Raw genomic sequence first — 24159 nt, forward strand, 5'->3', positions numbered from 1 at the left:
GGCCGGGCAAGGCCCGCGGCACACCTGCCGCACACAAGTGCGGGTCCGCGTAGGGCGCTTCGACGCGGCTCGGCGACGCGGCCGCACCGCTTATCTGATCGCGTATCCGTCCCACAGGGCGCCGCCGGCCACGTCCAGCACCTCGGTCACGGCGGCGGTGAACGCGTCCGTGTCCCCGGCGATCGCCCGCGCCGCGGACTCCGTCAGCGCACGGTGCGGTCCGGGCGCCGCCGCGGCCAGCCGCCGCGACAGCCACTTGCCCGTGCCGAGCCAGTGGCCGCCGGCCAGCAGGACCAGTTCGGAGGCGCACTGCAGCGTGTGGGCGACCAGATGGACGCGCTCGGCGGGATCCGTGCAGCCGCGCAGGTCGTCGAGCAGATCGGTCAGGATGTAGCGCCGGTAGTCGCGCTCGCGCTCCGACAGCGGCGGCGGGCCCGCGGCCAGGCGCTCGCGCGCCTCGGACTGCAGCGCGGCACCGAGCCCGTCGGCATCCACCAGGAGCATGCCGTCGGCGCACATGGCGAGCAGCGGCGAGCTGCGCTTGGCGGTCTCCTGCTCGGCGAAGCGCCGCCAGTCGGCCTCGGTCTGCACGAACAGCTCCACCGGCCAGCCGCGGTGGATCAGGTTCTCCCGGAGCGGGGCGGGCGGCCCGTCCAGGAGCACCACGATGTCCAGGTCCGAGGTGGCCGTACGGCGGTCGGTCAGCACGCTGCCGGCGAGGAAGGCCGCGCGGGCGGCGGGAAACCGGTCCCGCACCAGTTCGCGGGCCGTCCGTACGGGGTCGGGGTCGGGGTCGTTCATGAGCGCAGGATACGGAGCGGCGCCCCGCACGCATCAGGCGGCCTTCGTCCGGCGGCCGCGGCCACCGCCACGGCCGCTTCAGCGCGGAGCGGAGTCGTCGGCCGGGAAGGCGGGGCCGTGGCCCGGCACGATCACGGACGCCGCGTCGAGGACCCGGAGCCGCGACGCCAGCAGGACGTCGTGGTCGGGGGCGACGGGGTCGACGACCGGCCCGTTGGGCCGCCACCACAGATCGCCGACGAAGGCGACGACACCCGCGTCCGTGCCCGCGAGGAGGGTGATGTCCTCGGGGCTGTGCCCCGGAGTGCGGATCAGCCGGAGGGACGGGGAGAGTTCGTACCCCTCGGCGTCGCGGTCGGTCCACTGGTCGTGGTGGTAGATCGCCTTGTGGTCGTGGACGCGGGCGTTGCCGAAGAGGCCGACGTTCATGGTGTTGTCGGGGTGGTGGTGACTGAGGATCACGTCGGTGATGTCGTCGGCGGTGAGCCCGAGTCCGGCGAGCGGACCGAGGATCCGGTCGCGGCCGGCGACCATGCCCGGGTCGACGATCACATGGCGGTCGCCGTCGTGCACGTAGGAGACGGTGGCGGCGACTCCCGGGCCGGTGGAGAGGGTGTAACCGGTGGTCAGGATCGTGTACGTGGCGCTGCGGGCGAGCGGTGCGTTCTTCATGTCCCTCAGTCTTCTCGCCGGCCGGCCGCGCCACGAGTGGCCGCTGTGCCACCGATCGCAGGAATCGTGCCATCGCGCGCGCCGTCCGTGGCACACTGCCGGGATGTCGCCGTTCAAGATCATCGCCGCCTATGCGCCGCCGGGTGTCGGCATGCTCGCGGCCGGCATCGTCGCCGAGGTGTTCGACGCGCGCGGCCAGGACCTGCCGCGCTTCGACTTCGCCCTGTGCACCGACCGGCCCGGCCCCGTCCGTACGGACGTCGGACTGCCGCTCGTGGTCGAGCACGGCCTGGAGCGGCTCGCCTCGGCCGACCTGGTACTCGCCCTGCCCTGGGCGGACTTCCGGACCCCGCCCCCGCCCGCCGCGCTCGACGCAATCGGTGCCGCGTACGAGCGCGGCGCGCTGGTCGCCGCCCACTGCGTCGGCGCCTTCGCGCTCGCCGCGGCCGGTCTGCTGGAAGGGCGGCGCGCCACCACCCACTGGCGGTTCGCCGGACTGCTGGCCGACCGCTACCCAGACGTCGCCGTCGAACCCGACGCCCTGTACATCGACCAGGGCCGCATCGCCACCGGCGCCGGCGCCGCCGCGGGCTTCGACCTGTGCCTGCACCTGCTGCGGCGGGAGTACGGCGCCGCCACGGCCAACGCCATCGCCCGCGACCTGGTCCTGCCCTCCCACCGCGACGGGGGACAGGCCCAGTACCTGGCCGCTCCCGTGCCGGAGGACTGCCACGACGACCGGCTCGCCGAGGTGCTCGCCTGGGCCCAGGGGAACCTGCACGAGCCGCTGCCGGTCGCGGAGCTGGCCCGCCGGGCCCTGATGAGCAGACGCTCCTTCGCCCGCCGCTTCGCCGCCTCGACCGGCACCACGCCGCACGCCTGGCTCCTCGGCCTGCGGCTCAGCCGCGCCGAGGAACTCCTGGAGACCACCGACCTGCCCGTCGAGGAGATCGCCCGTCAGGTCGGCTTCGGGAGCGCCGCCGTGCTGCGGGCCCAGTTCGTACGACGCAGGGGCGTGCCGCCGCGCTCGTACCGCCGGTCCTTCAGCCGGACGACCCCCTGACGGGTGTCTGACGCATGATCCCTATGGGCGGCTGCGAACACGGGACGAAGCCCTTTCGTCGGCCTGCCGGCGGGCCCGTCCGGGCCGGGCCTCACGTCCTGGCGGTCGCGGCGTCGATGACCTCGTCCAGGACGTCACGGGAGCGGACGAGGTCGAGGATCATGCGGTCGATGCGCTCGCGCTCGACGGTCAGTTCCTCGACCAGCTCGCCGGTGGTGAGCTCGGTCGGGCCACCGTCCGCGTCCCGCATGCAGGGGAGCAGCAGCGCGATCTTCTTGCTGCCCAGGCCCGCCGCGTACAGGGCCTGGATGCGGATGACGCGGTCGACCGCCCACTCGCCGTACGCGCGGTGGCCGCCGGGGGTCCGCTCCGACTGCAGCAGGCCCTGCTGTTCGTAGTACCGCAGGGACCGCTCGCTCACTCCGGAGCGCCGTGACAGCTCCCCGATCCGCATCGTCCGCTCCGCTCCGCCGGCCACGTTTCCACTTGAATCTGACACCGGTGTCAAGTTCTACGGTACCGGCATGACGAACGACGCGAGCGGATCCCGCCTCTTCGAAGCCACCGACCTCGGACCCCTCTCCCTCCCCAACCGGCTGGTCATGGCCCCGCTGACGCGCAACCGCGCCGATGCGGACGGGGTGCCGACCTCGCTCATGGCCACGTACTACGCGCAGCGCGCCTCCGCCGGCCTGATCATCGCCGAGGCCACCACGCCGAGCGCCGTCGGTCAGACCTACGCCAACATCCCCGCGCTCCACACCTCCGCCCACGTGGCGGGATGGCGCGAGGTCACCGACGCCGTACGGGGCGCCGGCGGGCGGATGTTCGTGCAGATCCAGCACGGTGGGCGGGTCGGCCACCCGGACACCAGCGGTCACGTCCCCGTCGCGCCCTCACCGGTGGCGCTCCCCGAGGAGATCCACACCACCAACGGGCGCCGTCCGTCAGTCGTCCCCCGTGAGCTGACGGCCGACGAGATCCACTCCACCGTCGCCGACTTCGCCGCCGCCGCACGACGGGCCGTGGACGCGGGCTTCGAGGGCGTCGAGGTGCACGCCGCCAACGGCTACCTGATCCACCAGTTCCTCGCGAAGAACACCAACCAGCGCACCGACGCGTACGGCGGTTCGGTCGGGAACCGGATCCGGTTCGCGGTCGAGGTGGTGCAGGCCGTCACGGACGCGATCGGCCCCGAGCGGGTCGGGGTGCGCATCTCCCCGGGAGTCGGCGTCAACGGCATCGAGGAGGGCGACACCGACCGCATCTACTCGACTCTCGTCGCCGCTCTGGCCGAAAGGGGTCTCGCCTACCTGCACATCGTGTTCGCCGACCCGGACCAGCCGCTGTTCCAGGAGATCCGCAAGGCCTGGCCGGGCACGCTGATCGCCAACCCCGTCCTCGGCTGGGGAGGACCGCTGCCCGCCGATGGCGGCCGCGGGGCCGGCGAGCGGCTGCTCGCCGCCGGAGCCGACCTGATCTCCCTGGGCCGCGGCTTCCTGGCCAACCCGGACCTGGTCGAACGCCTGCGCGTCGGGGCGCCGCTCAACGCCGTACGGGATCAGTACCTGATGTACACGGGCGGCGAGACGGGCTACAGCGACTACCCGACACTGAACGAGCCCGCACTCGCGGCCGCTTGAGGCTCCGAGCTGCCTCCGATTTCACATGCGGTCGAGCGCGGGGCCTCCACCTCGCCGTCATCAACTCCGCAGATGATCGGAGGTCAGTCCAACGGCGCTGTTCCGCAGGGGTGTGGCCGGGGTAGCCGAGGCGTCCCACGCCCTTGACCCACTCGGCCCAGAGGCCGTCGGGCTCCATGAAGGGGTCGGCGCGGTGGGTGCCGAGGAGGGCGTCGAGGCGGCGGAGGTCGTCCAGGGCGGCGGGCTGGTCGCACGGACTCCGCGGCTACCGGCCGGAAACCTCAGAACTCGCGCAAATCTTGCGGGGAGTCGTTGCTGCCCCGCCTTACAGATGCCAGGGTTCCGGTCATCCCCGTACCCACGCAGGTCACCGGAGGCTGTCTTGGGCCTGGCCGTCCGCCGCACCACCGTCGTCGCCGCTTGCGCGGCGGCGCTCCTCCTCCCCGTCCTCCCACCAGCCGCCGCCGGAACTCCCGCCGCCGGACCCCTCCTCTCCCCGCCCGCCAAGCAGGCCGTCGCGACCGGCAGCGGAGGGGCGGTCGCCAGCGTCAACCCGTACGCCTCGCAGGCCGGCCTCGACGTGCTGCGCCGCGGCGGCAACGCCGTCGACGCGGCGGTGGCCACCGCCGCCGCGCTCGGAGTCGTCGAGCCCTACTCCGCGGGCATCGGCGGCGGCGGATACTTCGTCTACTACGACGCCCGCACCCGCAAGGTGTCCACGATCGACGGGCGGGAGACCGCCCCGGCGTCGATGCGCTCCGACTCCTTCACCGACCCGGCGACCGGAAAGGCGATCCCCTTCGCCGAGGCCGTCAACTCCGGTCTGTCCGTGGGCGTCCCGGGCACCCCGGCCACCTGGGACAAGGCGCTGAAGGACTGGGGCACCATCCGGCTGGCGACGGCCCTGCGCCCGGCCACCCGCCTCGCCGAGAACGGCTTCGTCGTCAACGACGAGTTCCGTGCCCAGACCGCGATGAACGAGGACCGCTTCCGCGCCTTCACCTCCACCACAGAGCTCTTCCTGCCCGGCGGCGAACTGCCCGTGGTCGGCTCCCGCTTCCGCAACCCGGACCTGGCCCGCACCTACCGGGAAATCGCCCGCGAGGGCACGAGCGCGCTCTACCACGGCGACCTCGGCCGTGACGTGGTGCGCACCGTGCGGAACCCGCCGGTCGCTCCGGGCGCCGACCGCGTCGTGCGCCCCGGTCTGATGGCCGAGGGCGACCTCGCCCGCTACGCGCCCCTGCGCCGCGAGCCGACGCACACCACGTACCGCGGCCTGGACGTGTACTCCATGGCGCCGTCCTCCTCCGGCGGGACCACCGTCGGCGAGGCGCTGAACATCCTGGAGAACTTCCCGCTGTCGAAGGCCGACCGGGTCTCGGCGCTGCACCACTATCTGGAGGCCAGCCGGATCGCCTTCGCCGACCGCAACCGCTGGGTGGGCGATCCCGCCTTCTCCGACGTGCCCACGCGGGCGCTGCTGTCGAAGGAGTTCGCCAAGGACCGCGCCTGCCTGATCAGCCCCGACACCGCCCTCACCAGCCCGCTGGCACCGGCCGACCCGCGCGCGCCGGGCTCGGCCTGCGTCCGGGGCACGGGCAGCCAGGAGCCGTACGAGGGCCCGTCGACCACGCACCTGGTGACCGCGGACCGCTGGGGCAACGTCGTCTCGTACACCCTGACGATCGAGCAGACCGGCGGTTCGGCCATCACGGTGCCCGGCCGCGGGTTCCTGCTGAACAACGAGCTGACCGACTTCGACTTCACGCCCCTGACCGCCGGTGTGCCCGACCCGAACCTGCCGGGTCCCGGCAAGCGCCCGCGCAGCAGCATGTCGCCGACGATCGTGCTGCACGACGGCAAGCCCATGCTGGCCGTCGGCTCGCCCGGCGGCGCCACGATCATCACGACCGTCCTGCAGACCCTCGTCAACCGCGTCGACCTGGGCATGTCCCTGCCCGAGGCCGTCGCGGCGCCGCGCATGTCCCAGCGCAACCGGGTGGCGACCGAGGCCGAGCCGGCCTTCCTGGACTCCGCCGAACGCGGGGCGCTCGAAGCACGCGGCCACCGCTTCGTACCGGCCCCGAGCACCTTCACGCCCTCCCCGGAGATCGGGGCGGTGGCCGCGCTGGAGTTCCTGCCCGACGGCCACCTGGAGGCGGTCGCCGAGCCGAAGCGCCGCGGCGGCGGGTCGGCGATGGTGCTGCGCGAGAACCGCTGACAACGACCGGTGACGGTCACGGCGCACAGCCACGGCGTACAGCGGCCGCGCGCATCGAGCGCGTACGCCGACCGTGTGCAGTGACTGTGTACATCGACCGTGTTCATCGACCGTGTGCGGCGCCGGCCTGGGCCGGCGCCGCACACGGTCCTGCGGTCATTCCGGGCGGTTGAAGCGGTGCGCGGCCCACATCAGGGCGGCGACACCGATGGCGACGAGCAGGCCGGCCTCGAGCGGCAGCGGCGGCCGCCGGCCCGCCCACGTGATGCCGCCGGCCGCCTCCTGGCCCGGCACCTGCCAGGCGATCAGCCGGCGCAGCAGGTCGACCGCGTACGCGAGCGGGTTGACGCCGGCCAGGGTGTGGGCCCAGCCGGGCAGGGCCTTGAACGGGAAGAAACTGCCGGACAGGAACAGCAGCGGCATCATCACCAGGCCGAGCAGCATGTGGAAGGTCTCGGCCTTGCGCAGCGTCACGGCGAGCGCCAGGGCCAGCGCGGTGATGGTGAACGAGGCCAGGATCATGCCGGCGAGCAGCAGCACCAGCAGCAGCGGGTCGTACGGCAGGCCGACCGTGCCGGCGAGACTGAGCAGGACCGCGCCCTGGACCGTGGCGACCAGGGTGCCGCCCGCGCAGCTGCCCAGGAGCAGGGTGGTGCGGGCGACCGGGGCCATCAGGAGTTCGCGCAGGTAGCCGCTCTCCCGGTCGGTGATCAGCCGGACGCCGACCAGGAGGGCCGGGGTCTGCACCGTCATCATCAGCATGCCGGGGAAGAGATAGGCCTGGTAGCCGACGCCCAGGGTCGCGCGCGGGACGAGGGCGGACAGCCCGCCCCCGAGGATGAGCAGATACAGCACCGGGTGGAGCAGCATCAGCGCGGTGTGGGCGCGCTGGCCCGCCAGGCGCAGCAGATCGCGGTGCACCAGGGCGTGGACCGCGCGCAGTTCGCGCCGCAGACGGGTCGGCTCCTCGCCGTCGAAGGTGTCCGCGGCGCCGGTGGTGTGGAGAGGGAAAGTGGTCATCGGCCGCCGCCGGATTCCTTCGTCGTCGTGGACGCGGTGACGGCCGCCGGCAGCTGACCGGTCCCGGTGGCGTTCATGCTGCGTCCGGTGTGGTGGAAGAAGACGTCGTCGAGCGTCGGCGGGGTCGCGGAAGCGGCGTGCACCGCGATGCCGTGGCTCTCCAGCGCCGCGCAGAGGCGCGGAATGAAGGCGCTGCCGTCGGGCACGCGCAGACACACCCCGCCCGCGTCCGCCGTGACGGGCCGGCCGTCCGGCGCGATCTGCCGCACGATGTGCTGGGCCAGCGCGTCGTCACTGGTGTGCAGGACGACGCGGTCGTCCCCGATCGCGTCCTTCAGCGCGCGGGGCGCGCCCTGGGCGACCAGTCGGCCGCGGTCGATGATGGCGATCGCACCGCAGTTCTCCGCCTCGTCGAGGTAGTGGGTGGTGACGAACAGCGTGCTGCCGTGGCGTTCGGGCAGCGCGCGCAGGTGCTCCCAGACCTGGGCGCGGGCGTGCGGGTCGAGCCCGGTGGTCGGCTCGTCCAGGAACAGCACGCTCGGCGCGTGCAGCATGCCGCGGGCGATCTCCAGACGCCGCCGCATGCCGCCGGACAGGGTACGGACCGGGGAGCGGCTCCGGTCGGCCAGGCCGACCATCTCCAGCACCTCCTCCGTACGCCGTCGGGCGTGGCGGCGGCGCAGCCCGTAGAGGCGCGCGTGGATGGCCAGGTTCTGCTCGGCCGTCAGGTCCGGGTCGACGGCGCTGTGCTGGAAGAGCATGCCGACGCGGCGCCGCACCTGATGGGGCTCGGTGAGCACGTCGGCGCCCGCCACGGTGGCGTGGCCGGCGGTGGGCCGGGCCAGCGCGCACAGCATCGCGATGGTGGTGGACTTGCCCGCGCCGTTGGGCCCGAGGAAGGCGAAGGTCTCGCCCCGCGGCACGTCCAGGTCCAGGCCGCGTACGGCGTGGATGGTGCTGCCCTGGGGCCCCGGATAGCTTTTGACCAGACCGCGGGTGCTGATGGCGTACGCCGGCGGGGCGGCGGGACGGGGGGTGGCCTTCGGGCTGGTCACGGCGGCCGTCATGAGGGCCGCCCGGGCGGGATCGTCATCACCGGCGTGAAGCTGCATGTCGTCTGGTCCTCGTGTGCGGGTTCGCTGTTCGCGGCCGGGCGGGGTGTGCGCGCGGACGGGGACGGCGCGCTCGCCCGAGGTTCGGGCACGAGTCCGGCCGGCGGCTGTCCCGGGTAGTCGCCGCCGGCCGGACCGTGCTGTGGTGCTACGCGCAGCTGATGCCGATACAGACGGTGTTGAGGAGCGTCAGCAGGCCGATGCACTCGCAGGTGCCGGAGAACGGCGCGTCAACGCCGACCGGGTCCGTCTCCGGAAGAGCGTGGAGGTGGGCCAGCAGCTCGAGGTCCTGGTTTTCCATGGTGTTCTCCCTCTTCTTCTGTGTTCGGCGGCAGAGCCCCTGCCGCTCACACCGGCAGCTGGACGGTCCAGTGCCGGGGGCTTGTGTGTCGGATCCGCAGGAGGAACGCGAGGATTCCCGCGGAGCCGTCGCTCCAACTGGTCGAGGTGTCCCCGTACTCGTTGGGGAAGACCACGTGGTCGCCGCGGTCGGCCTTCTCGCAGACGATGAGTCCGGCCAGCCGCTCCGCCATCTCGCGGTGGACCGGGTCCCCGGTGGCGTCGGCCACGTCGAGGAGGAAGTCACCGTTGCCCGCGAGCCCGTGGCACTGGGTCAGGGCGGCGCGCGAGGCCCGTTCGTCGACGGCGTGCGTGGCGCGGCGGGCGGCCTCGCCGAACCTCTCGTCGCCGGTGGCCCGCCACAGCTGGAGGAGGAAGCTGCCGATGCCCGCCGAGCCGTGGCACCAGTACGGGGCCGTCGGCACGTCGCCGTCCTGGGCGGGCCACTGGGCCGCCCCGCCGACGAGCCGGCCGGCGGCGAGCAGGTGCTCGCCGGCCTGCAGGGCCAGTTCCCGGTGCGCGTCGGCCCGTGAGACGGCCGAGGCGGCGAGCAGGAAGCTGCCGATGCCGGCCGTGCCGTGGGCGAAGCCGAGGTAGCGTTTCCCGCTCTCCCCGGACGCGCCCTCCGCGGCGGCGGCTTCGGCGGGAATGGGCCAGCTGACGGCGGTCGGTTCACGCCGTGCGGCGGCGGTGAGGCGGTCGGCCGCGTCGACGGCCAGTTCCGCGAAGCGCGCGTCACCCGTGCGATGGAACAGATGGAGGGCGGCGAGCCCACTGCCCGCGGAGCCATGGGTGATGTCGTGGTGCAGCGTGGACTGCTGCGGCGCGAGGGCCAGGGCCAGCGCGTGCTCGGTGAGCCGGCTGTCGTCGACGGCGCGGCCGGCGTCGTACAGCGCCCACGCGGTGCCGCGACCGCCGAAGTGCAGGCCGGGCCGTACGGAGCGGAGATCGGTGTGGTCCGCGATCCAGCGTCCGGCGGTGGAGATCACCTCGGGCAGACGCGGGTCACCGGTCAGTTCGAAGTATCTCGTCAGCACGGCCAGGACACCGCCCGCGCCCTGCTGCACGGTGCAGGGATCGGCCTCGCCGGCCATGGTGGACACGGGCCACAGGCGCCGCTCGTCCGCCGGGGTCATCGAGTCGACCAGGTGGTTCACGATCCCGGCCACCGCGTCGTGCGGGTCGTCGTCGCCGGGCGCGGAGTGGCCGGCCGCGGGGTGGGACCCCGGGCGCGCCGCCTTCGCCGTCGTCCTCGCTGTGGTGGGTGTCGCGGATGTCGACGCCTCGGAAGGTGCCGCTTCGGCCGCCGTGAGGTCCGTCTTGCGGAGGGCGTCACGGGCCTGTGCCGGGTCCCACCGCTCGGCAGGATCGTCCCGAGTCAGCCCGAGGATCATCTCCACCAGACCGTCCGGCAGGCGAAGCGGCCCCGTACACGCGTGCAGCCAGGCGGCGAGCCGCTGCTCCACGGGTCTGGTCTCGGGCTCCTCGGGCAGGAGGTTCGGCACCTTCCCGGCCAGGACGAAACACACGGTGGCGCCGAGGCTGTAGTAGTCGGCCGTACGGGAGACGGGCGCGTCGGACAGCCGCTCGGGGGCGCTGAAGCCGGGCGTCCCGACGCGGGTGGGCAGCGGCGAGTCGTCCTCCAGGACGGCGAGCTCCAGGTCGATCAGGCGCAGTTCCCCGTCGGGGCGGACCATGACGTTGCCGGGCGTGAAGTCCCGCAGGACCAGGCCACGGGCGTGGGCCGCGGCGACCAGGTCCACCAGACGGACGACCTGGGCCAGCGCGTCGGCGCGGTATTGCGCGTTGCCGACGTCACGGAAGTGCTCGGCCACCCAGTTGCGCAGGGCCACGCCCGGCACCTCGTCCTGGGCCAGGAACAGGTGGCCGCCGTGCTCGAACATCCCCAGCGACCGGGGCGCGAGATCCGTGCCCTGGAGCTTCTCCAGCGTACGGGCCTCGGCTCGCAGCCAGTCCCGCACGTCGTTGCCCGAGGAGTCGCCCTCCACGTGGGGCCGGGCCTCCTTGATCACCACCGGGTCGCCGGTGCGCACGCAGGTGCCCCGGTAGACGCCGCCCTTGTTCGTGTGCCGGATCGCCTCCCGTACCGCGAAGCGACCGCCGATCACGACCGGTCCGCTCGGCGCGGCGGCCGCGCGCGGCACGACCGGCACCGTGGCGGGGAAGGGACTGACCGCCCAGGGGGGAGGGGAGTACTGACCGGTGCGCTTGTCCTCCACGAGATTGCCCTCGGGGTCCTCGATGAACCACACCAGCAGACCGTCCTCCGACAGCCCCTGCCGGCCCACGAAGGCGCCGTAGCGGTAGTGCACCAGGCTGCCCACGGCGTACGGCTGGTCCGACAGGATCCTCGGACCCGCCAGCCCCTCCGTGGCGCGGTGCAGTGCCTGAGCCAGTCGGACGGCGTCCTCGTCCGAGCGGGGGTAGACGGTGATGAACTTGCCCGAGCTTCCCCGGGGCGTCGCCCGTGTGTTGAGCGCGCTCACCTTCTCCAGCGACCGTGCGAACTTGAACGAGGAGTCGTCCCGCAGCAGCACCTCGAGCGCCCCCGCCAGCACCGCCGGCGCGGACGCGGCCGTCGCCGACACGTGCAGCTTCCATCCCTGGTTGCGCCGCTCCGCGGGCACGGGCCGCGGCGCTACCTTGCACCACATGTCGTCCGTGTCGGCCGCCCAGCGCCCGTCCGTACCCGTGGCGTGCAGCGCCTGGCTCAGAAGGTCTTCCAGATCGGCTTCGGTGGCGTGGCTCGTCATCGTGTCCCTCTCAACGGATTCAACCGCCGGACGGAGCGTGCCCCGATGACATAAACAGACCAACACACACCCCGCCCGGTTCACTTGATTCAGCGAGCGTGCGTCGCAGTTCTCTCACCAGGAGGCGCGACCGGCGCAGGAAGAAGCAGCAGGGCGCGGGAGCCTGTGGTGGTGGTACGGGCCACGTGCGGGTCGCTCGAATCCCGTGAAGAGGTGCGCCCGGCGCGAAATCGGGGCGCACGATAGCGAAGTGGCTGGTCGGAGGCGGTTCGCGTCGGCTGCGGCGACCCTGCCCAGATCCTTCGGCGCGGCCGCGGAGAGGAGGCGGACCCGAGGGGAGAGGCGCGGCCCGGTCGGCACGCGCAGCAGCGACGGCGCCAGACCCTGGGTGGATGGACGGGTTCCGCCCGGGTGAGCCGGATGGCCGCCCGGCTCACCCGGACGGCGGTAGCCTCCGGCCGTGGGGCAGCCACGAAACGGGTGTCCGAAGCCGGCGCCGAAACCGACGGGGGCTCACCGGCCGCCCCGGGCCCGCCGCTTGTCCGGCCATCGGATCACGACCGCCGGCGGCCTCCGGCTCCCTCGTGACCTCGCTCGCGGGCCGGACGCCGTACGCGTCGGCTTCGCCGGAGACGTCGTAACCGTCACTCTGGAAGCGGTGGGGTCTGCCCCCGACCGAGGCGAGACCGGCGCGCGGTCCGTCGTACCGCTCCAACCCCGCGTACACACGCTCGAAGCCGTCCGCGAGCAACTGCTCTTCGTCCCGGGTCCGAGCCACACGGGCAGGCGACCGGGAGCGAACCCCCGACCTCCACGCTCACGAACCCCCGACCTCCACGATCACGAACCCAAGGAGACCCCGCATGACGATCCAGCGCATGGACAACGTCCTCATCGTCGTCGACGACCTCGACGCCGTCGTCGCCTTCTTCGTCGAACTCGGCATGGAACTGGAGGGCACGATGCCCATCGAGGGGCGCTGGGTGGAGCGGATCATCGGGGTCGACGACGTCCGGCAGGACGTCGCCATGCTGCGCACACCGGACGGCCACGGCCGGATCGAGCTGGCGAAATTCCACGCGCCGAAGGCGATCCGCAGCGAGCCCGTGGACGCGCCGGCGAACACCCTGGGCATCCGGCGCGTCATGTTCGCCGTCGACGACATCGAGGCCGTCGTCGCCCGTCTGCGCACGCACGGCGCCGAGCTCGTCGGCGAGGTGGTGCGGTACGAGGACGTCTACCTGCTCGCTTACGTCCGCGGCCCCGAGGGCATCGTCGTCGGGCTGGCCGAACAGCTCGGCTGAAGGAGTGCGAGCCGCCTGCGGCCCGGTGCAGGCCAGTACGGCCGGACGGCGACCCTCCAGGTGCGCATGCAAGGCCACTTTCCCGGAATTGGCCCCCGCCCTCACTTCGCTGGACTGTCTACGCTGCGGCCATGCATCCCACGCTCGCCGCCGACCTCGACCGGCTCCCCGAACTCCTCCAGTCCGCCCGCGACTTCGCGGCCCGTGAGCTCACCGGGGTCGCGGAGCGGCCGGTCGCCACCGGCCGCGAGGCCCCCGCGTCCGATCCGCTCCCGGTGGCCGGCGTCGGGGCGCAGGGCGCGCTGGAACGGTTCGCCGGCCGCTGGGAGCCCGGATTCTCCGGGTCGGCGGGGCCGCGCTACCTCGGCTTCGTCACCGGCGGCGCCACCCCGGCGGCCCTCACCGGCGACTGGCTCACCGGTGCCTACGACCAGAACGGCTCCAGCGCCGGCGGCTCGACCGCCGACGCGCTGGAGCACGAGACGCTGGGCTGGCTGCGCGAGCTCTTCGGGCTGGGCGAGGCGCACCGGGGCGCGTTCGTCAGCGGCGCCACGATGTCCAACACCGTGGGGCTGGCCGTCGCCCGGGAGTGGCTGGGTGAGCGCCTCGGCATCTCGGTGTCCCGCGCGGGAGCGGCCGCGCTCGGCCCGGTCGACGTGCTGTCCGGCAGCCCGCACTCCAGCATCACCAAGGCGCTCTCCGTCCTGGGCATCGGCCGCGACAGCCTGCGCCCGGTGCCGCTGCTGGGCGGGGACCGCGAGGCCCTGGACGTGGACCGGCTGGCCGAGGCGCTGGAGGCGCTGGGCGGGCGGCCCGCCGTCGTGGTCGCCAACGCCGGGACCGTCAACACCGTCGACTTCGACGACCTGCGCGCCATCGCCGCCCTCAAGGAGCGGTACGACTTCTGGCTGCACGTGGACGCCGCGTTCGGCGCGTTCGCCGCGCTCTCCCCCCTGCACGCCCCTCTCGTCGACGGCCTCGACGCCGCCGACTCGATCTGCGTGGACCTGCACAAATGGCTGAACGTCCCCTACGACGCCGCCGTCCAGTTCACCCGCCGCCAGGACCTCCAGGTACGCGTCTTCCACAACGAGTCGCCGTACCTCGGCCTGCCCACCGGCACCCCCGACTTCCTCCATCTGACCCCAGAGAACTCCCGGCGGCTGCGCGCCCTGGCCACCTGGTTCTCCCTCACCGCCTACGGCCGCGAAGGCCACGCCGAGATCGTCGAGCGCTGCGCCGCCCTGGCCCGGCGGCTCGGCGAGGGGATCTCGGCCGTCCCGGGGCTGCGGCTGCTCGCCCCGGTGCGCCTGAACGTCGTCTGCTTCACGCTCGCCGACCACCCGACGACAGAGCGGCTCGGCGCCCTCGCGCGGGCCGTCGCCGACTCCGGCGAGGCGTTCCTCACGCCTACGGTCCTGCACGGGACACCCGCCCTGCGCGCCGCGTTCAGCAACTGGCGCACGACGGAGGCGGACACGGACCGGGTGCGGGACGCGCTGGCGCGGGCGGTCCAGGGGCTCGCGCCGGTGGGAAGCTGACGGGGCCGGCTGCCGCGGCCGGCTGTCGAGGGTGGCTGTCGGGGCAGCTGTCGGGGGCGGCTGCCGGGGGTCGCCTGCCGGGATCGGTCTCGGGGTCGGCTCTCGGGGGCGGGCGTCCCGACGCGAAGCGCGGCACGGCCTACCGGATACGGCGCGAACGCGCGGGAGGGGGCGCGTGGCACGGCACCGCGCAACCGTATGCCGGTGGAATATGCCGGTAGACGCTGCGGCGCACCACCCTCGTACCCCATCGTGCATACGGGCGACGCGCGCGTGCGGCCGCCCACTGCCGACGAGGAAGGGGAACGACGGTGAGCTGGACGCGCGAAGGGTTCGAGTCACACGCGGGCGCCGTAGGGGTGCTGCTCGCTGACGGCAGTGAGCCGGGCCCGGTCTACTTCGACCTCGGCAGCGGCGCCCACTTCCACGAGTCGACGGACTGGTGGGCGTACGACGGCACCTTCCACAGGCCGACGGCGACGACGATGCGGGGGCGATGTGCCTGCGGCTGGAGAGGCGAGCGCACGTTCCCCATCGACTGGCAGCAGATCGACCCCGACGACCTGTACTCCTACGAGTCGTACGACACCTCCGGACCCGAGGCGGACTGGGAAGCCCACCTGGACGACGTCGTCTCCCGCGCGACACCACTGCCCGAGGACGTGTCCGGCCTGCTGTCGACACTGCGCGAGCGCCTGGACGACATCCTCGACGACACCCCGCTCACCGTCCTGAAGGCGGCCGACGAACTGGAATCGATCGTCGCCTTCTTCGGCCCGCTGGCCGCCCGGTTCGTCTCGCGCGGCGAAGAGACGTCACTGCCCGCCATCGCCGAAGCCCTCGGCATGACGGAGAAGGCGGCCCGCTCGCGCCTCCACCACTACGCGTACATGCGGTTCTGACCGGAGCGACTCCTCCCGTCCGCAGGCTCGCCCGCTTGAAGGTTGAGCCCGTCCGTCCTTGATCGCAGAGCGGTTCCCGTGACGAGCTGGAGGTGAGGTGAGCGGCCGGCCTCTGGCTGCATCCGTTCCGCGCTCGCCGGGCTCTGAGCCCCCGTGTGCGGCGAGTCGCACCGGTCCGCCCGGGTGGAGAGGGATGTCCACCCCGGGCGGACCCCTGGGTGGACGTGGGAGAAGGGGGCGGCGGCCCAGCATGGCGGTATGAGTACAAGGGACTGGTTGATAGACATCGCCCTCATCGGCGTGGTGCTGCTGCAGCTGCGCGGCCGACAGCTGACGGTGCCGGCGCTGCTGCTGCCACTGGGGCTCGTCGCCTGGGCGGCGACGACGTACCTGCACACGTTCCCCACCTCGGGCAACGACCTCGTACTGATCGTGGGAACGACGCTGATCGGGCTCACGCTGGGTGCGGGGGCCGGGGTGCTGACCCGGGTCTACCGCGATGACGCCGGCCACGTCTTCGCCCGGGCCACGGCCATGGCGGCCGTGCTGTGGGTCGTGGGCTGCGGCTTCCGGATGGCGTTCCAGCTGTTCGCCACGAACGGCGGCGGCGAGGCGATCGGCCGCTTCTCGGCCGCCCACCACCTGGACGCGGCCGCCTGGGCACCGGCGATCCTCCTGATGGCCATCGCCGAGGTCCTCGCCCGGAGCTCGATCGTGGCCTGGCGAGGCCGGGACGGCCTGCTCGGCCGGACCCGCGCGGGACAGGCGGGCCGGTGATTGGCGCCCCGAGGCGCGCGCGGTGGCCGCGCGAGCTGAAGCAAGCCCGGGCACGGCATGCTGGACGGGTGCGTACCCACGATCGCCACCCCGGTCCGGGCTCCAGGCCGGAGCGGGGCGAGGCCCCCGGCCATCCGGCCCGCCCGGCCCCTCCCGCACCGGTCGGGCTGCCCATGGGCGCGGCCGTCGGGCTGCTCGCCCTGGCCGGTCTGGTCTACGGAGCGGTGCAGTCCACCCAGCCCGGTCTTGCCGGCCGGGGCCTGGCCGCGTCCGTCCTGGTCGTGGGCATGGGACTGGGCTGGACCGGCTGGGTGGTGGGAAGCCGTACGGGCCGGCCGGTCCTCGCGGTGATCTCGTCGGCGGTGCTGGCCCTGGTCGGCGGAGCGATGGCGCCCCTGTCCTCGTACGCCGCCGTGGTCGTGGGCGTCGCGGCGCTGTGCGCCGCCACCCAGCTGGAACTGCTGCCCGCGGCGGCGCTCACCGGACTGGGCCTCGTTGCCGCGACCGTGGCGCTCGCCGTCGACGGAGAGGGCTTCGCGGTACTCCTGGCGGTGGCGGCGGGCGGGCTGAGCGGCCTGCTGCTGGGCGTCGTACGCCACCAGCGCCAGGAGAGCCTGCGGGCACAGGCCGAACTGGCGGTCGCCAGGGAACGCAGCGCCGTCGAGCACGAGCGTGCGGAACTGCTCGCCGAACGCAACCGGATCGCCCGCGAGGTCCACGACGTCCTGGCGCACACGCTCTCCGCGCTGTCGGTGCAGATGACCGCCCTCGACTCCCTCGTCGAGGACGGCGCGGACACGGACGACGTACGGAAGGCCATCGGCCGCTCCCGCCGCCTGGCGGTCGAGGGCCTGGAGGAGACCCGCCGGGCGGTACGCGCCCTGCGCGAGGAGCCGGTCGCCCTGGCGGAGCGGCTCGGCTCCCTCGCCGCGGGCGAAGGAGCCGCCTTCCAGGTGGGCGGTGCCGAGCGGCCGCTGCCGGCCGCCGCCGCGATCGCGCTCGTACGGGCCGCACAGGAAGCCCTGACCAACACGCGCAAACACGCGCCCGGCACCCGCGTCACCGTCGACCTCGACTTCCGCGCATCGTCCACCCGACTGACCGTCACGAACACGGCCCCGGCCCGGCACCACGCCGCACCGGCCGACGAGCTCGCCGGGACCGGCGGCGGCTTCGGCCTGACGGGGATGCGCGAGCGGGTCGAACTCCTCGGCGGCACACTGACCGCGGGCCCCCACGAGGGTGGCTGGCGAACGCGGGTGGAGGTCCCGGCGTGAAGGTGCTCATCGTCGACGACCAGACGATCATCCGCGACGGCCTGGTCACCATCTGCGAACGTCTCCCCGACATCGCCGTCGTCGCCACCGCCGCCGACGGCGAACAAGCCCTCGCCGCAGTCGCCGAGCACACCCCGGACGTGGTCCTGATGGACCTGCGCATGCCCCGCATGGACGGCATCGAGGCCACCCGCCGCATCACCGCCGACCACCCCGGGACACACGTCGTCGTGCTCACCACCTACAGCGACGACGAGTCGATCCAGGCGGCGCTGGCCGCCGGCGCGCTCGGCTACCTCACCAAGGACGCCGCCCGCGAGGACATCGACCGCGCACTGCGCGCCGCCGCACGAGGCCAGGCCCTCCTCGACCCCGCCGTCCACGCCCGCCTCGTCACCCTCGCCCGACAACAGCCCGCCCCCGCCCCGACGGAACTCCCCGACGGCCTGACCACCCGCGAGGCCGAGGTCCTCGCCCTCATGGCCGAGGGACTGTCCAACCGCGAGATCGCCCGCTCCCTCTTCGTCAGCGAAGCCACCGTCAAGACCCACGTGAACCGCGTCTTCGCCAAGACGGGCAGCCGCGACCGCGGCCAGGCGATCGCCTACGCACACCGCCGCGGACTCACCTGAACGAAGGGCCGGCGAGGTCATGGCGCCCGCCGTGCCGCGGGGCCGCACGTGGTCAGGTGGCTCCCGGCCACACATCCGTCCGCGGATCATCCGGCTCACCCTCCAGGGGGAGCAGGCCTGCACCGTGAGCCGGACATGCCGGACGCACCCCGGGGCGTCGTACGGCCCCAGGGTGCGCTGAACTCCGGTGCGCTGCTCCTCATCTCCCTGCGGAAGCTCTCCCGGACCTCATTCGGAAGCGATCAGTAGCCCGTGTGCCGTCCGGCGGACTTCGCCGGCTGGACGCGCTGCGCCCTCAGAGCATCAGCAGGAGCCGCGTGTTCGTCAGGAGCTTCCGGTTCACGCTGGTGCTCTGCACGAAGATCGTGAAGTCGTCGTTGTGGTCCGGCTTGACGCGGACCTCCACGTCCGGAAGGCCGAGCAGGGCACGCGCCTCGGGGCCCGTGTATATGCGGTCCGTCTTCTTCTCCAGGACGGCGATCTGCTTACGCGCCTGGATCTTCTCCGACTTGCTCAGCTGGTAGAAGGCGCCACCCGTGCGGTACGTGTGCCCGCTCTCGACGACCCACTCGCGGATCCCCGCGTCACGCGTCACCGGGATCAGCGCGTAGTCCGACGCCTTCGCCGGGGTGAGGCCGGCCGCCTTGATCGAGTCCTTGTTGACGGCTTCCGCGCCCATGGAGAACACGGCACGCGTGCCACGGATGCCCTTCGTGCGGCCCACCATGAACTTCTCGGTGGCCTCCTGGATGACCTGCCCGGCCTCCTCGAGCCCCTGCGTGCTCGTCGCGTCCCAGATGGCGATGTTGTCCTTCGGGAACCCGCACTGGACGGCCTCGCGCTTGCCCATCTGGTCCGGCACCAGCACGGCGAGCGTCCAGTTGTCCTCCTGAGTCTCGATCATCTCGGACACGGCCGCCACCAGCGCGCGCGGATCCCTGGCGGGGGCGTCCGGGCAGCGGTGGCTCGCGTTCTCCTGACCGTCGGTCAGCACGAAGGTCAGGAAGCTGTGGTCGCCGTACAGCTGCGCCGTCTGCGCCAGCTCGCGCTGCGACTTCAGCGTCGCGGCGAGCAGGGCCGTCATGCCGCCGGCCCGGTAGAGCTGCTTGAGCGAGGGCATCCGCAGCACGTCCTTGTCGTAGATGACGCACTCCACCTTGTCGGCGAAGACGTACACCGTGACGCGCGTCTCCTGGTCCAACTCCTTGGACCGGCGGGCGAGATACGTGATCTGCTGGTCGGCGACCTCGACGACCTTGCGGCTCAGGTGCGACATGGACGAGCTGGCGTCAAGCACAAGAGCGACGTGGTTGATGTATGCCTGGTTTCCGGCCACGGGTAGTTCCCCCCTCGTTTCCGACTGGATGCTCCTACCGTCTCACCCACCACTGACAATCGACCTTGGTCCCACGGCGCACCCTCCGAGCCCACGGCCTCTGTGTTCGGTCGACCGTGTGGCACACGTCGGCGTGGATGCTCCGTACTCGCGCACCGTCCGTGTCCCCGTCCCACCTCGACTCACCCTCGTCGTCACTCCGTTACGTCTTGCCGCCGAGGTCCGTCAGTGAGGTGAAGCAGCGCACGCTAGCGAATGGACGACACCATGCTGACCAACCTCATGTACGTGACGCTCTACGTCACCGACCAGGACCGCGCCCTCGCCTTCTACACGGACCAGCTCGGTCTGGAGAAGCGCATCGACTTCCCCAACCCCGGCGGGCGGTTCCTCACCGTGGGCGTCCCCGGCAGTCCCGTCGAGATCCTCCTGTGGGCGCACGCCCCGGCCGCCGGGCAGCCGGTCGAGCCGGGCGGCGCGCCGGGTCCGGTCATCCTCGAGTCGGACGACCTGCGGGCCGACTTCAAGGTGTTCCGCGAGCGCGGGGTGGTCTTCGACGAGGCGGGGCCGGAGGAGTACGGGTTCGGCATCCGCACAGAGACGGCGGATCCGGACGGCAACCGCATCTCGCTGCGCCAGCGCACCCGCGCGGGCCGCGACGACGGCTGACCCCTCGTGCACCCGGTGGGGCCGGCGCCCGTCCGGCCCCGGCCGCACGGGCCATGCGCCCTCGGCGGGTCGATCTCCGGGGCCGCGCGAGGGCGGCGGCGCCGACCCGGTCCGCCGATACGCGCCCGCCGCGGTGCGCTTCGACGGCCGCGAGCTCTCGCCTGCGGCTGCGCGCCTGGCAGGTGCGAGGATGGAGCGCAACTCGGTGGCGAGTGGCGTGGCGTGGAGTTCAGGAAGGTTCGTGGGCATGGTCTCGGTACTGCAGAACGTGGCGATCGACTGCACGGACGCCTATGGGCTGGCCCGGTTCTGGAGCGGCGTGACCGGTCGTCCCCTGCACCCGGAGGGCCGGCCGGGTGACGCCGAGGTCCAGGTGATGCTGGCGGAGGGCCCGGTGCTGTACTTCAACCAGGTGCCCGAGGCCAAGACGGTCAAGAACCGGCTCCATCTGTGCCTGCGTCCGGAGACCTCGCGCGACGAGGAAGTGGAACGGCTGCTGGGTCTCGGTGCCACGTTCGTCGGCGATCACCGGAACCCCGACGGCTCCGGCTGGGCGGTCCTCGCCGACCCCGAGGGCAACGAATTCTGCGTGCTGCGCAGCGAGTCCGACCGGGCGACGGCGAGCGAGTCCTGACGACGCCCCGTCCGGTCGGGACCCGGTCGGGACCCGGTCGGGACCCGGTCGGCCCTGGGCCGGCCCGTCGGCCGTACGGCCGACCGGGCCGTTCCTTCCGACCGTACGGCTGACCGGGCCGTTCCCCCCAGCCCGTGCGGCCGACTGCCCGGCCAGGCCCGCCGAGCGCGTCAGAACAGACGGGTCCGGCCGTTGAGTCCCGGCAGGCTGTCGTACAGCGGCCGCTGCGTCCGCCCGAGGCGGAGCTTGCCGGACTTTGCGGCCCTTCCGACCTTCCTCGCGGTCTTCTGGGGCTCGCAGTTGACCACGATGTTCGTGCCGCCCTCGCCGTCGCAGTCGTCGATGCCCGCCTGGCCGTCGAGGGTGTCGTCGGCGGGGCCGCCGCGCAGGAAGTCGTTGCCGTCGCCGCCGCGCAGGCCGTCCCGGCCGCCCGCGGTGCCGAGGCTCTGGCTCCAGTCCGAGTTGTCGCCGAAGATGCGGTCGTCGCCGCCGCGCCCGTCGATCTGGTCGTTGCCGGCCGTGGCGCCGGTGGGGTCGACGAGGGTGCTGTCGCCGATGAGGACGATCTCGCCCGTGCTGCCGCCGGTGATCCGGTCGTTGCCGGAGCCGACCGCGGTGCCGCCGGACGTGTGGTCGCCGACGGCGCCGAACGCGCCGTCCGTCCCCAGGTCGATCAGGTCGTCGCCGCCGGCCCCGGTCGCGTTGCCGAAGGGGGCGAAGCTGTCCCCGGTGACGTCGCCGAGCGTGCCGGAGCCTTCGAGGAGGACGTCGTCGGCGGCGCCCGACGCCCCGTAGTAGCCGAGCGAGTCCCCGATCAGGACGTCCTCGCCGTCGCCGCCGATGATGCGGTCCGGGGCCGCGCCGAAGGCGTGGTCGGCGGAGTTGTCGCCGTACAGGACGTCGTCGCCGGCCCCGCCCACGAGGACGTCGGGCGAGGCGCCGCTCGCCATGCCCTGCACCGCCGAGTTGTCGCCGAGCAGGAAGTCGTTCCCGGCCCCGCCGTCGATGGCGTCCCGCCCGGTGGGGGTGGTGACGTCACCGGTGTACGCGCGCTCGTCGCCGCCCATGCTGTCGTCGCCGGCGTCGCCGAAGATCCTGTCGTCGCCGGTGCCGCCGGTGATCAGGTCGTCGCCGTCCCCGCCGTGGATGTAGTCGTTGCCTCCGAGGGCGCAGATCTTGTCGTTGCCGCCCTTGCCGTCGATGACGTCGTCGCCGGGCGTGCCGATGATGACGTCGTCGCCCGGGGTGCCGATGGTGCCGGTGACCGTGGGGGCGGACTCGAAACAGGTGGGCGCCGCGGCGGCGGGACCGCCGGCGGTGACGGTGAGTGCCGCGGCGACGAGTGCCGGGGCGGAGAGGAGGCCGATGGTGCGGCGTCGGGCGGAGGGGCGGAGGGGCGCTCTCCGGAGCATGGGGTTCCTTCCCGTGGCAGGGGACATGGGGCATGGGACATGGGGCAAGGGGATCGCCGCGTAGGGATCACGTTGCGTCATGTCTGCCACGGGTGGACGGGTCCCTGGATATACGGAAAGTAATTTCACCCGATGGGTCGGCGGCCGCGCGCGTCGCGGCCCGAAGCCGCTCGGCGTCACGGGTTGGATGAGGGACGGCCCGGATTTCCGCCCCGCGACGTGCGCGGCGATGAGCTCTTCCGGCCGGGGCGGTCTCGTCTCCGTCGTCCGTCGTGCACTGTGGGAGGACCAGATGGTTCAGCTGTTGAGAGTCATGAACTTCACCGTTTCCAGCGACGGTGTCGGCGCCGGGGAGGAGCAGAGCCTGGAGCGGCCGTTCGGCAGCGCCGACCCGGGGAAGATGTTCGCGTGGGCGGGGGCCACGGCGAGCTGGCCGTTGCGCACCGATGGTGGGGGCAGTCGGGGTCTGGACGACTACTTCACGCGGGATTTCGCGCGCAACATCGGTGCGGAGATCATGGGCCGCAACAAGTTCGGTCCGCAGCGCGGGCCGTGGCAGGACCATGAGTGGCGCGGCTGGTGGGGCGAGGAGCCCCCGTTCCGGACGCCGGTGTTCGTGATGACCCATCACGCGCGGCCGTCGTTCACGCTGTCCGACACGACGTTCCACTTCGTCGACGGCGACCCGGCCACGGTCCTTCAGCAGGCTCGGGAGGCGGCGCAGGGCAAGGACGTGCGGCTCGGCGGCGGAGTCAGCACCATCCGGCAGTTCCTCGACGCCGACCTCGTCGACACGATGCACGTGGCGGTCCTGCCGGAGACGTTCGGGTCGGGGCTGCGGCTGTGGGACTCGCCCGACGAACTGCTCGACCGCTTCCACCTGGAGGTCGTACCCAGCCCCAGCGGCGTGGCGCACCACCTCTTCTGGCGCAGGTGACCGTTCTCGGGGCCGTGCCGCGGGAGGGCGGGCCTGGGGCCCGCCCTCCCACCGGGCCGGCGTCGGGTGCGGTTCCCGGGCCGGAGCCTCAGCCGCCGGGCAGGGTGCGGTTCAGGAGTGCGAGCAGACGGTCCCAGTGGCGCTCCAGGCCCGAGGCGCTGAAGGCGTCGGTGTCGGACATCGTGAAGCCGTGGACGGTGCCGGGGTAGATCTCGCAGGTGTCGCCGGCCCCCGCGGCGTCCAGGGCCTGGAACAGCTCACTGATGATCTCGGGCGTCATGTCGCCTTCGGCGAGACCGAGATGGACCTCGGCGGCGAGCCGGGGCACGAGTCGGTGCGGGCTGTCGGGCGCGTCCGTGACCACGAAGCCGGGGTGGAATCCGGCGACGGCGGCCACCTTGTCGGGGTGGGCGGCCGCGGTACGGAGCGCCAGGAGCGTGCCGATGCAGTAGCCGGTCACGGCGACGGGGCCGGCGACGACCTCGGGCTGGGCGGCGAGGAACGTGAGGTAGGCGTCGGCGTCGCGCAGGACGCGCTCGGTGGTGATCTGCTCCGTGAGCAAGGGCATCAGCCGGCCGAAGACCGCGTCCCGGTTGCCCGCGTCGATGCGCTCGGGAAGGTCGATGACCGGGGCGGGGCCGTGCCGGTAGTAGAAGTTGGGAACGAGCACGTAATAGCCGTGTCCGGCCAGTTCGCGGGCCATCTCCTCCAGCGCGGGCCGGATGCCGAAGGCGTCCGGGTACATCAGCACGCCCGGATGCCGTTCGCCGTGGTCGGGGACGGCGGCGAAGGCGTCGGCGTGGCCGTCCGGGGTGGGAATCCGCAGCGTCTTGGTGCGCATGAATGCTCCTGTCGTGGTTGATGGTCGAGCCTGTGATCAATCACGACGGAGGCGGAGCCCGGGCGACGGCACGGGAACCTCGATCGAAGGGCGTGGGGCCCGCAAGGGCCCGTACGAAGCTCAGAAGAGCACCGGGTCACCGATCCGTGTGTGGCGCGACGCCGTCCCGGTAGTCATGCTCACAACCTAATTCGGAGATCAAGGACGACGCCAGCCGCGCCCGGTCGATGGCGCGATCCGTGCGCATGA

At 72.8% G+C, this 24159-nt stretch carries 23 protein-coding genes; 12 read left to right on the forward strand and 11 right to left on the reverse strand.

The genetic code is table 11. The features are described 5' to 3' along the window. Positions 1-90 precede the first annotated feature (90 nt). Both ACFYU9_RS24745 and ACFYU9_RS24750 read right to left on the reverse strand, forming a co-directional pair. A complete protein-coding gene (locus ACFYU9_RS24745) occupies positions 91-801 on the reverse strand; it encodes a nucleotidyltransferase domain-containing protein (RefSeq protein WP_389211840.1) in 711 nt (236 codons plus the stop codon). 78 nt (positions 802-879) lie between these two features. Continuing rightward, the gene (locus ACFYU9_RS24750) at positions 880-1473 is read right to left on the reverse strand and encodes an MBL fold metallo-hydrolase (protein ID WP_389211842.1); all 594 of its coding nucleotides are present in this window, start codon (positions 1471-1473) and stop codon (positions 880-882) included. Positions 1474-1576: 103 nt separating this feature from the next. Between ACFYU9_RS24750 and ACFYU9_RS24755 the strand changes: the two genes are divergently transcribed. After that, positions 1577-2536 carry a GlxA family transcriptional regulator gene (locus tag ACFYU9_RS24755; protein WP_389211843.1) on the forward strand — a complete coding sequence of 320 codons (960 nt, stop codon included), beginning with the start codon at positions 1577-1579 and terminating at the stop codon, positions 2534-2536. Positions 2537-2627: 91 nt separating this feature from the next. Here the strand turns inward: ACFYU9_RS24755 and ACFYU9_RS24760 are convergent, their stop codons facing one another. Continuing rightward, entirely contained in the window at positions 2628-2990 is a 363-nt protein-coding gene (locus tag ACFYU9_RS24760) for a MerR family transcriptional regulator (RefSeq protein ID WP_376587386.1), read from the reverse strand. 70 nt (positions 2991-3060) lie between these two features. Between ACFYU9_RS24760 and ACFYU9_RS24765 the strand changes: the two genes are divergently transcribed. Next, complete coding sequence (locus ACFYU9_RS24765; protein WP_389211845.1) at positions 3061-4179, forward strand: alkene reductase; 1119 nt, start codon at positions 3061-3063, stop codon at positions 4177-4179. Here the strand turns inward: ACFYU9_RS24765 and ACFYU9_RS24770 are convergent. Then, positions 4082-4414, reverse strand: coding sequence for a DUF6000 family protein (locus ACFYU9_RS24770; RefSeq protein ID WP_389212360.1), 333 nt, complete (start codon positions 4412-4414; stop codon positions 4082-4084). The genes ACFYU9_RS24765 and ACFYU9_RS24770 overlap by 98 nt on opposite strands. Before the next feature lie 96 nt (positions 4415-4510). Here ACFYU9_RS24770 and ggt point away from each other — a divergent pair, with 96 nt between their 5' ends. Next, positions 4511-6403: a gamma-glutamyltransferase gene (gene ggt / locus ACFYU9_RS24775; RefSeq protein WP_389211848.1), complete on the forward strand. Its 1893-nt coding sequence runs from the start codon at positions 4511-4513 to the stop codon at positions 6401-6403. A gap of 156 nt (positions 6404-6559) precedes the next feature. On the opposite strand, the gene ACFYU9_RS24780 is transcribed toward ggt, so the two are convergent. The 4 genes from ACFYU9_RS24780 to lanL form a co-directional block, all read right to left on the reverse strand. Further along, entirely contained in the window at positions 6560-7423 is an 864-nt protein-coding gene (locus tag ACFYU9_RS24780; protein WP_389211850.1) for an ABC transporter permease, read from the reverse strand. Beyond that, positions 7420-8535, reverse strand: a complete 1116-nt coding sequence (locus tag ACFYU9_RS24785; RefSeq protein WP_389211851.1) for an ATP-binding cassette domain-containing protein — start codon at positions 8533-8535, stop codon at positions 7420-7422. Before ACFYU9_RS24785 ends, ACFYU9_RS24780 begins: the two co-directional genes overlap by 4 nt. A 148-nt stretch (positions 8536-8683) precedes the next feature. Further along, positions 8684-8836 (reverse strand): VenA family class IV lanthipeptide, encoded by a 153-nt coding sequence (locus tag ACFYU9_RS24790; RefSeq protein ID WP_389211853.1) that lies wholly within the window; start codon positions 8834-8836, stop codon positions 8684-8686. 46 nt (positions 8837-8882) lie between these two features. Beyond that, the gene (lanL, locus tag ACFYU9_RS24795; protein WP_389346022.1) at positions 8883-11648 is read right to left on the reverse strand and encodes a class IV lanthionine synthetase LanL; all 2766 of its coding nucleotides are present in this window, start codon (positions 11646-11648) and stop codon (positions 8883-8885) included. An 863-nt stretch (positions 11649-12511) separates the two neighbouring features. Between lanL and ACFYU9_RS24800 the strand changes: the two genes are divergently transcribed. The 6 genes from ACFYU9_RS24800 to ACFYU9_RS24825 all read left to right on the forward strand — a co-directional run bounded on the left by ACFYU9_RS24800 (position 12512) and on the right by ACFYU9_RS24825 (position 18081). Beyond that, complete coding sequence (locus tag ACFYU9_RS24800) at positions 12512-12952, forward strand: VOC family protein (protein ID WP_389346023.1); 441 nt, start codon at positions 12512-12514, stop codon at positions 12950-12952. Between the two features lie 131 nt (positions 12953-13083). After that, entirely contained in the window at positions 13084-14493 is a 1410-nt protein-coding gene (locus ACFYU9_RS24805) for a pyridoxal phosphate-dependent decarboxylase family protein (protein WP_389346024.1), read from the forward strand. A 311-nt stretch (positions 14494-14804) separates the two neighbouring features. After that, a complete protein-coding gene (locus ACFYU9_RS24810; protein WP_389211861.1) occupies positions 14805-15395 on the forward strand; it encodes a hypothetical protein in 591 nt (196 codons plus the stop codon). A 258-nt stretch (positions 15396-15653) separates the two neighbouring features. Continuing rightward, positions 15654-16172 (forward strand): hypothetical protein, encoded by a 519-nt coding sequence (locus ACFYU9_RS24815; protein ID WP_389211863.1) that lies wholly within the window; start codon positions 15654-15656, stop codon positions 16170-16172. A gap of 68 nt (positions 16173-16240) precedes the next feature. Next, positions 16241-17449, forward strand: coding sequence for a sensor histidine kinase (locus ACFYU9_RS24820; RefSeq protein ID WP_389346025.1), 1209 nt, complete (start codon positions 16241-16243; stop codon positions 17447-17449). After that, positions 17446-18081 (forward strand): response regulator, encoded by a 636-nt coding sequence (locus tag ACFYU9_RS24825; RefSeq protein WP_389346026.1) that lies wholly within the window; start codon positions 17446-17448, stop codon positions 18079-18081. The genes ACFYU9_RS24820 and ACFYU9_RS24825 overlap by 4 nt, the downstream gene beginning before the upstream one ends. A 295-nt stretch (positions 18082-18376) precedes the next feature. On the opposite strand, the gene ACFYU9_RS24830 is transcribed toward ACFYU9_RS24825, so the two are convergent. Further along, the gene (locus ACFYU9_RS24830) at positions 18377-19417 is read right to left on the reverse strand and encodes a vWA domain-containing protein (RefSeq protein WP_389211869.1); all 1041 of its coding nucleotides are present in this window, start codon (positions 19415-19417) and stop codon (positions 18377-18379) included. A gap of 267 nt (positions 19418-19684) precedes the next feature. Between ACFYU9_RS24830 and ACFYU9_RS24835 the strand changes: the two genes are divergently transcribed. Both ACFYU9_RS24835 and ACFYU9_RS24840 read left to right on the forward strand, forming a co-directional pair. After that, positions 19685-20086, forward strand: a complete 402-nt coding sequence (locus ACFYU9_RS24835) for a VOC family protein (protein ID WP_389346027.1) — start codon at positions 19685-19687, stop codon at positions 20084-20086. 247 nt (positions 20087-20333) lie between these two features. After that, positions 20334-20720 (forward strand): VOC family protein, encoded by a 387-nt coding sequence (locus ACFYU9_RS24840; RefSeq protein WP_389346028.1) that lies wholly within the window; start codon positions 20334-20336, stop codon positions 20718-20720. Between the two features lie 170 nt (positions 20721-20890). On the opposite strand, the gene ACFYU9_RS24845 is transcribed toward ACFYU9_RS24840, so the two are convergent. Continuing rightward, entirely contained in the window at positions 20891-22132 is a 1242-nt protein-coding gene (locus ACFYU9_RS24845; protein ID WP_389211875.1) for a calcium-binding protein, read from the reverse strand. A gap of 292 nt (positions 22133-22424) precedes the next feature. On the opposite strand from ACFYU9_RS24845, the gene ACFYU9_RS24850 reads away from it, so the two are divergent. Then, positions 22425-23069, forward strand: a complete 645-nt coding sequence (locus ACFYU9_RS24850; RefSeq protein ID WP_389346029.1) for a dihydrofolate reductase family protein — start codon at positions 22425-22427, stop codon at positions 23067-23069. 88 nt (positions 23070-23157) lie between these two features. Here the strand turns inward: ACFYU9_RS24850 and ACFYU9_RS24855 are convergent, their stop codons facing one another. Continuing rightward, positions 23158-23910: a dienelactone hydrolase family protein gene (locus ACFYU9_RS24855; RefSeq protein ID WP_389346030.1), complete on the reverse strand. Its 753-nt coding sequence runs from the start codon at positions 23908-23910 to the stop codon at positions 23158-23160. Between the last annotated feature and the right edge of the window lie 249 nt (positions 23911-24159).

This window comes from Streptomyces sp. NPDC004327 (assembly GCF_042873935.1).
GTDB lineage: Bacteria > Actinomycetota > Actinomycetes > Streptomycetales > Streptomycetaceae > Streptomyces.

Excerpts from the sequence above, each read along its gene's own strand:
- ggt (WP_389211848.1), top strand. The coding sequence starts at position 4,511 with ATGCCAGGGTTCCGGTCATCCCCGTACCCACGCAGGTCACCGGAGGCT.
- ACFYU9_RS24805 (WP_389346024.1), top strand. The coding sequence starts at position 13,084 with ATGCATCCCACGCTCGCCGCCGACCTCGACCGGCTCCCCGAACTCCTC.
- ACFYU9_RS24765 (WP_389211845.1), top strand. The coding sequence starts at position 3,061 with ATGACGAACGACGCGAGCGGATCCCGCCTCTTCGAAGCCACCGACCTC.
- ACFYU9_RS24755 (WP_389211843.1), top strand. The coding sequence starts at position 1,577 with ATGTCGCCGTTCAAGATCATCGCCGCCTATGCGCCGCCGGGTGTCGGC.
- lanL (WP_389346022.1), bottom strand. The coding sequence starts at position 11,648 with ATGACGAGCCACGCCACCGAAGCCGATCTGGAAGACCTTCTGAGCCAG.
- ACFYU9_RS24790 (WP_389211853.1), bottom strand. The coding sequence starts at position 8,836 with ATGGAAAACCAGGACCTCGAGCTGCTGGCCCACCTCCACGCTCTTCCG.
- ACFYU9_RS24800 (WP_389346023.1), top strand. The coding sequence starts at position 12,512 with ATGACGATCCAGCGCATGGACAACGTCCTCATCGTCGTCGACGACCTC.
- ACFYU9_RS24845 (WP_389211875.1), bottom strand. The coding sequence starts at position 22,132 with ATGCTCCGGAGAGCGCCCCTCCGCCCCTCCGCCCGACGCCGCACCATC.
- ACFYU9_RS24850 (WP_389346029.1), top strand. The coding sequence starts at position 22,425 with ATGGTTCAGCTGTTGAGAGTCATGAACTTCACCGTTTCCAGCGACGGT.
- ACFYU9_RS24785 (WP_389211851.1), bottom strand. The coding sequence starts at position 8,535 with ATGCAGCTTCACGCCGGTGATGACGATCCCGCCCGGGCGGCCCTCATG.
- ACFYU9_RS24840 (WP_389346028.1), top strand. The coding sequence starts at position 20,334 with ATGGTCTCGGTACTGCAGAACGTGGCGATCGACTGCACGGACGCCTAT.
- ACFYU9_RS24750 (WP_389211842.1), bottom strand. The coding sequence starts at position 1,473 with ATGAAGAACGCACCGCTCGCCCGCAGCGCCACGTACACGATCCTGACC.
- ACFYU9_RS24745 (WP_389211840.1), bottom strand. The coding sequence starts at position 801 with ATGAACGACCCCGACCCCGACCCCGTACGGACGGCCCGCGAACTGGTG.
- ACFYU9_RS24815 (WP_389211863.1), top strand. The coding sequence starts at position 15,654 with ATGAGTACAAGGGACTGGTTGATAGACATCGCCCTCATCGGCGTGGTG.
- ACFYU9_RS24835 (WP_389346027.1), top strand. The coding sequence starts at position 19,685 with ATGCTGACCAACCTCATGTACGTGACGCTCTACGTCACCGACCAGGAC.
- ACFYU9_RS24780 (WP_389211850.1), bottom strand. The coding sequence starts at position 7,423 with ATGACCACTTTCCCTCTCCACACCACCGGCGCCGCGGACACCTTCGAC.
- ACFYU9_RS24760 (WP_376587386.1), bottom strand. The coding sequence starts at position 2,990 with ATGCGGATCGGGGAGCTGTCACGGCGCTCCGGAGTGAGCGAGCGGTCC.
- ACFYU9_RS24855 (WP_389346030.1), bottom strand. The coding sequence starts at position 23,910 with ATGCGCACCAAGACGCTGCGGATTCCCACCCCGGACGGCCACGCCGAC.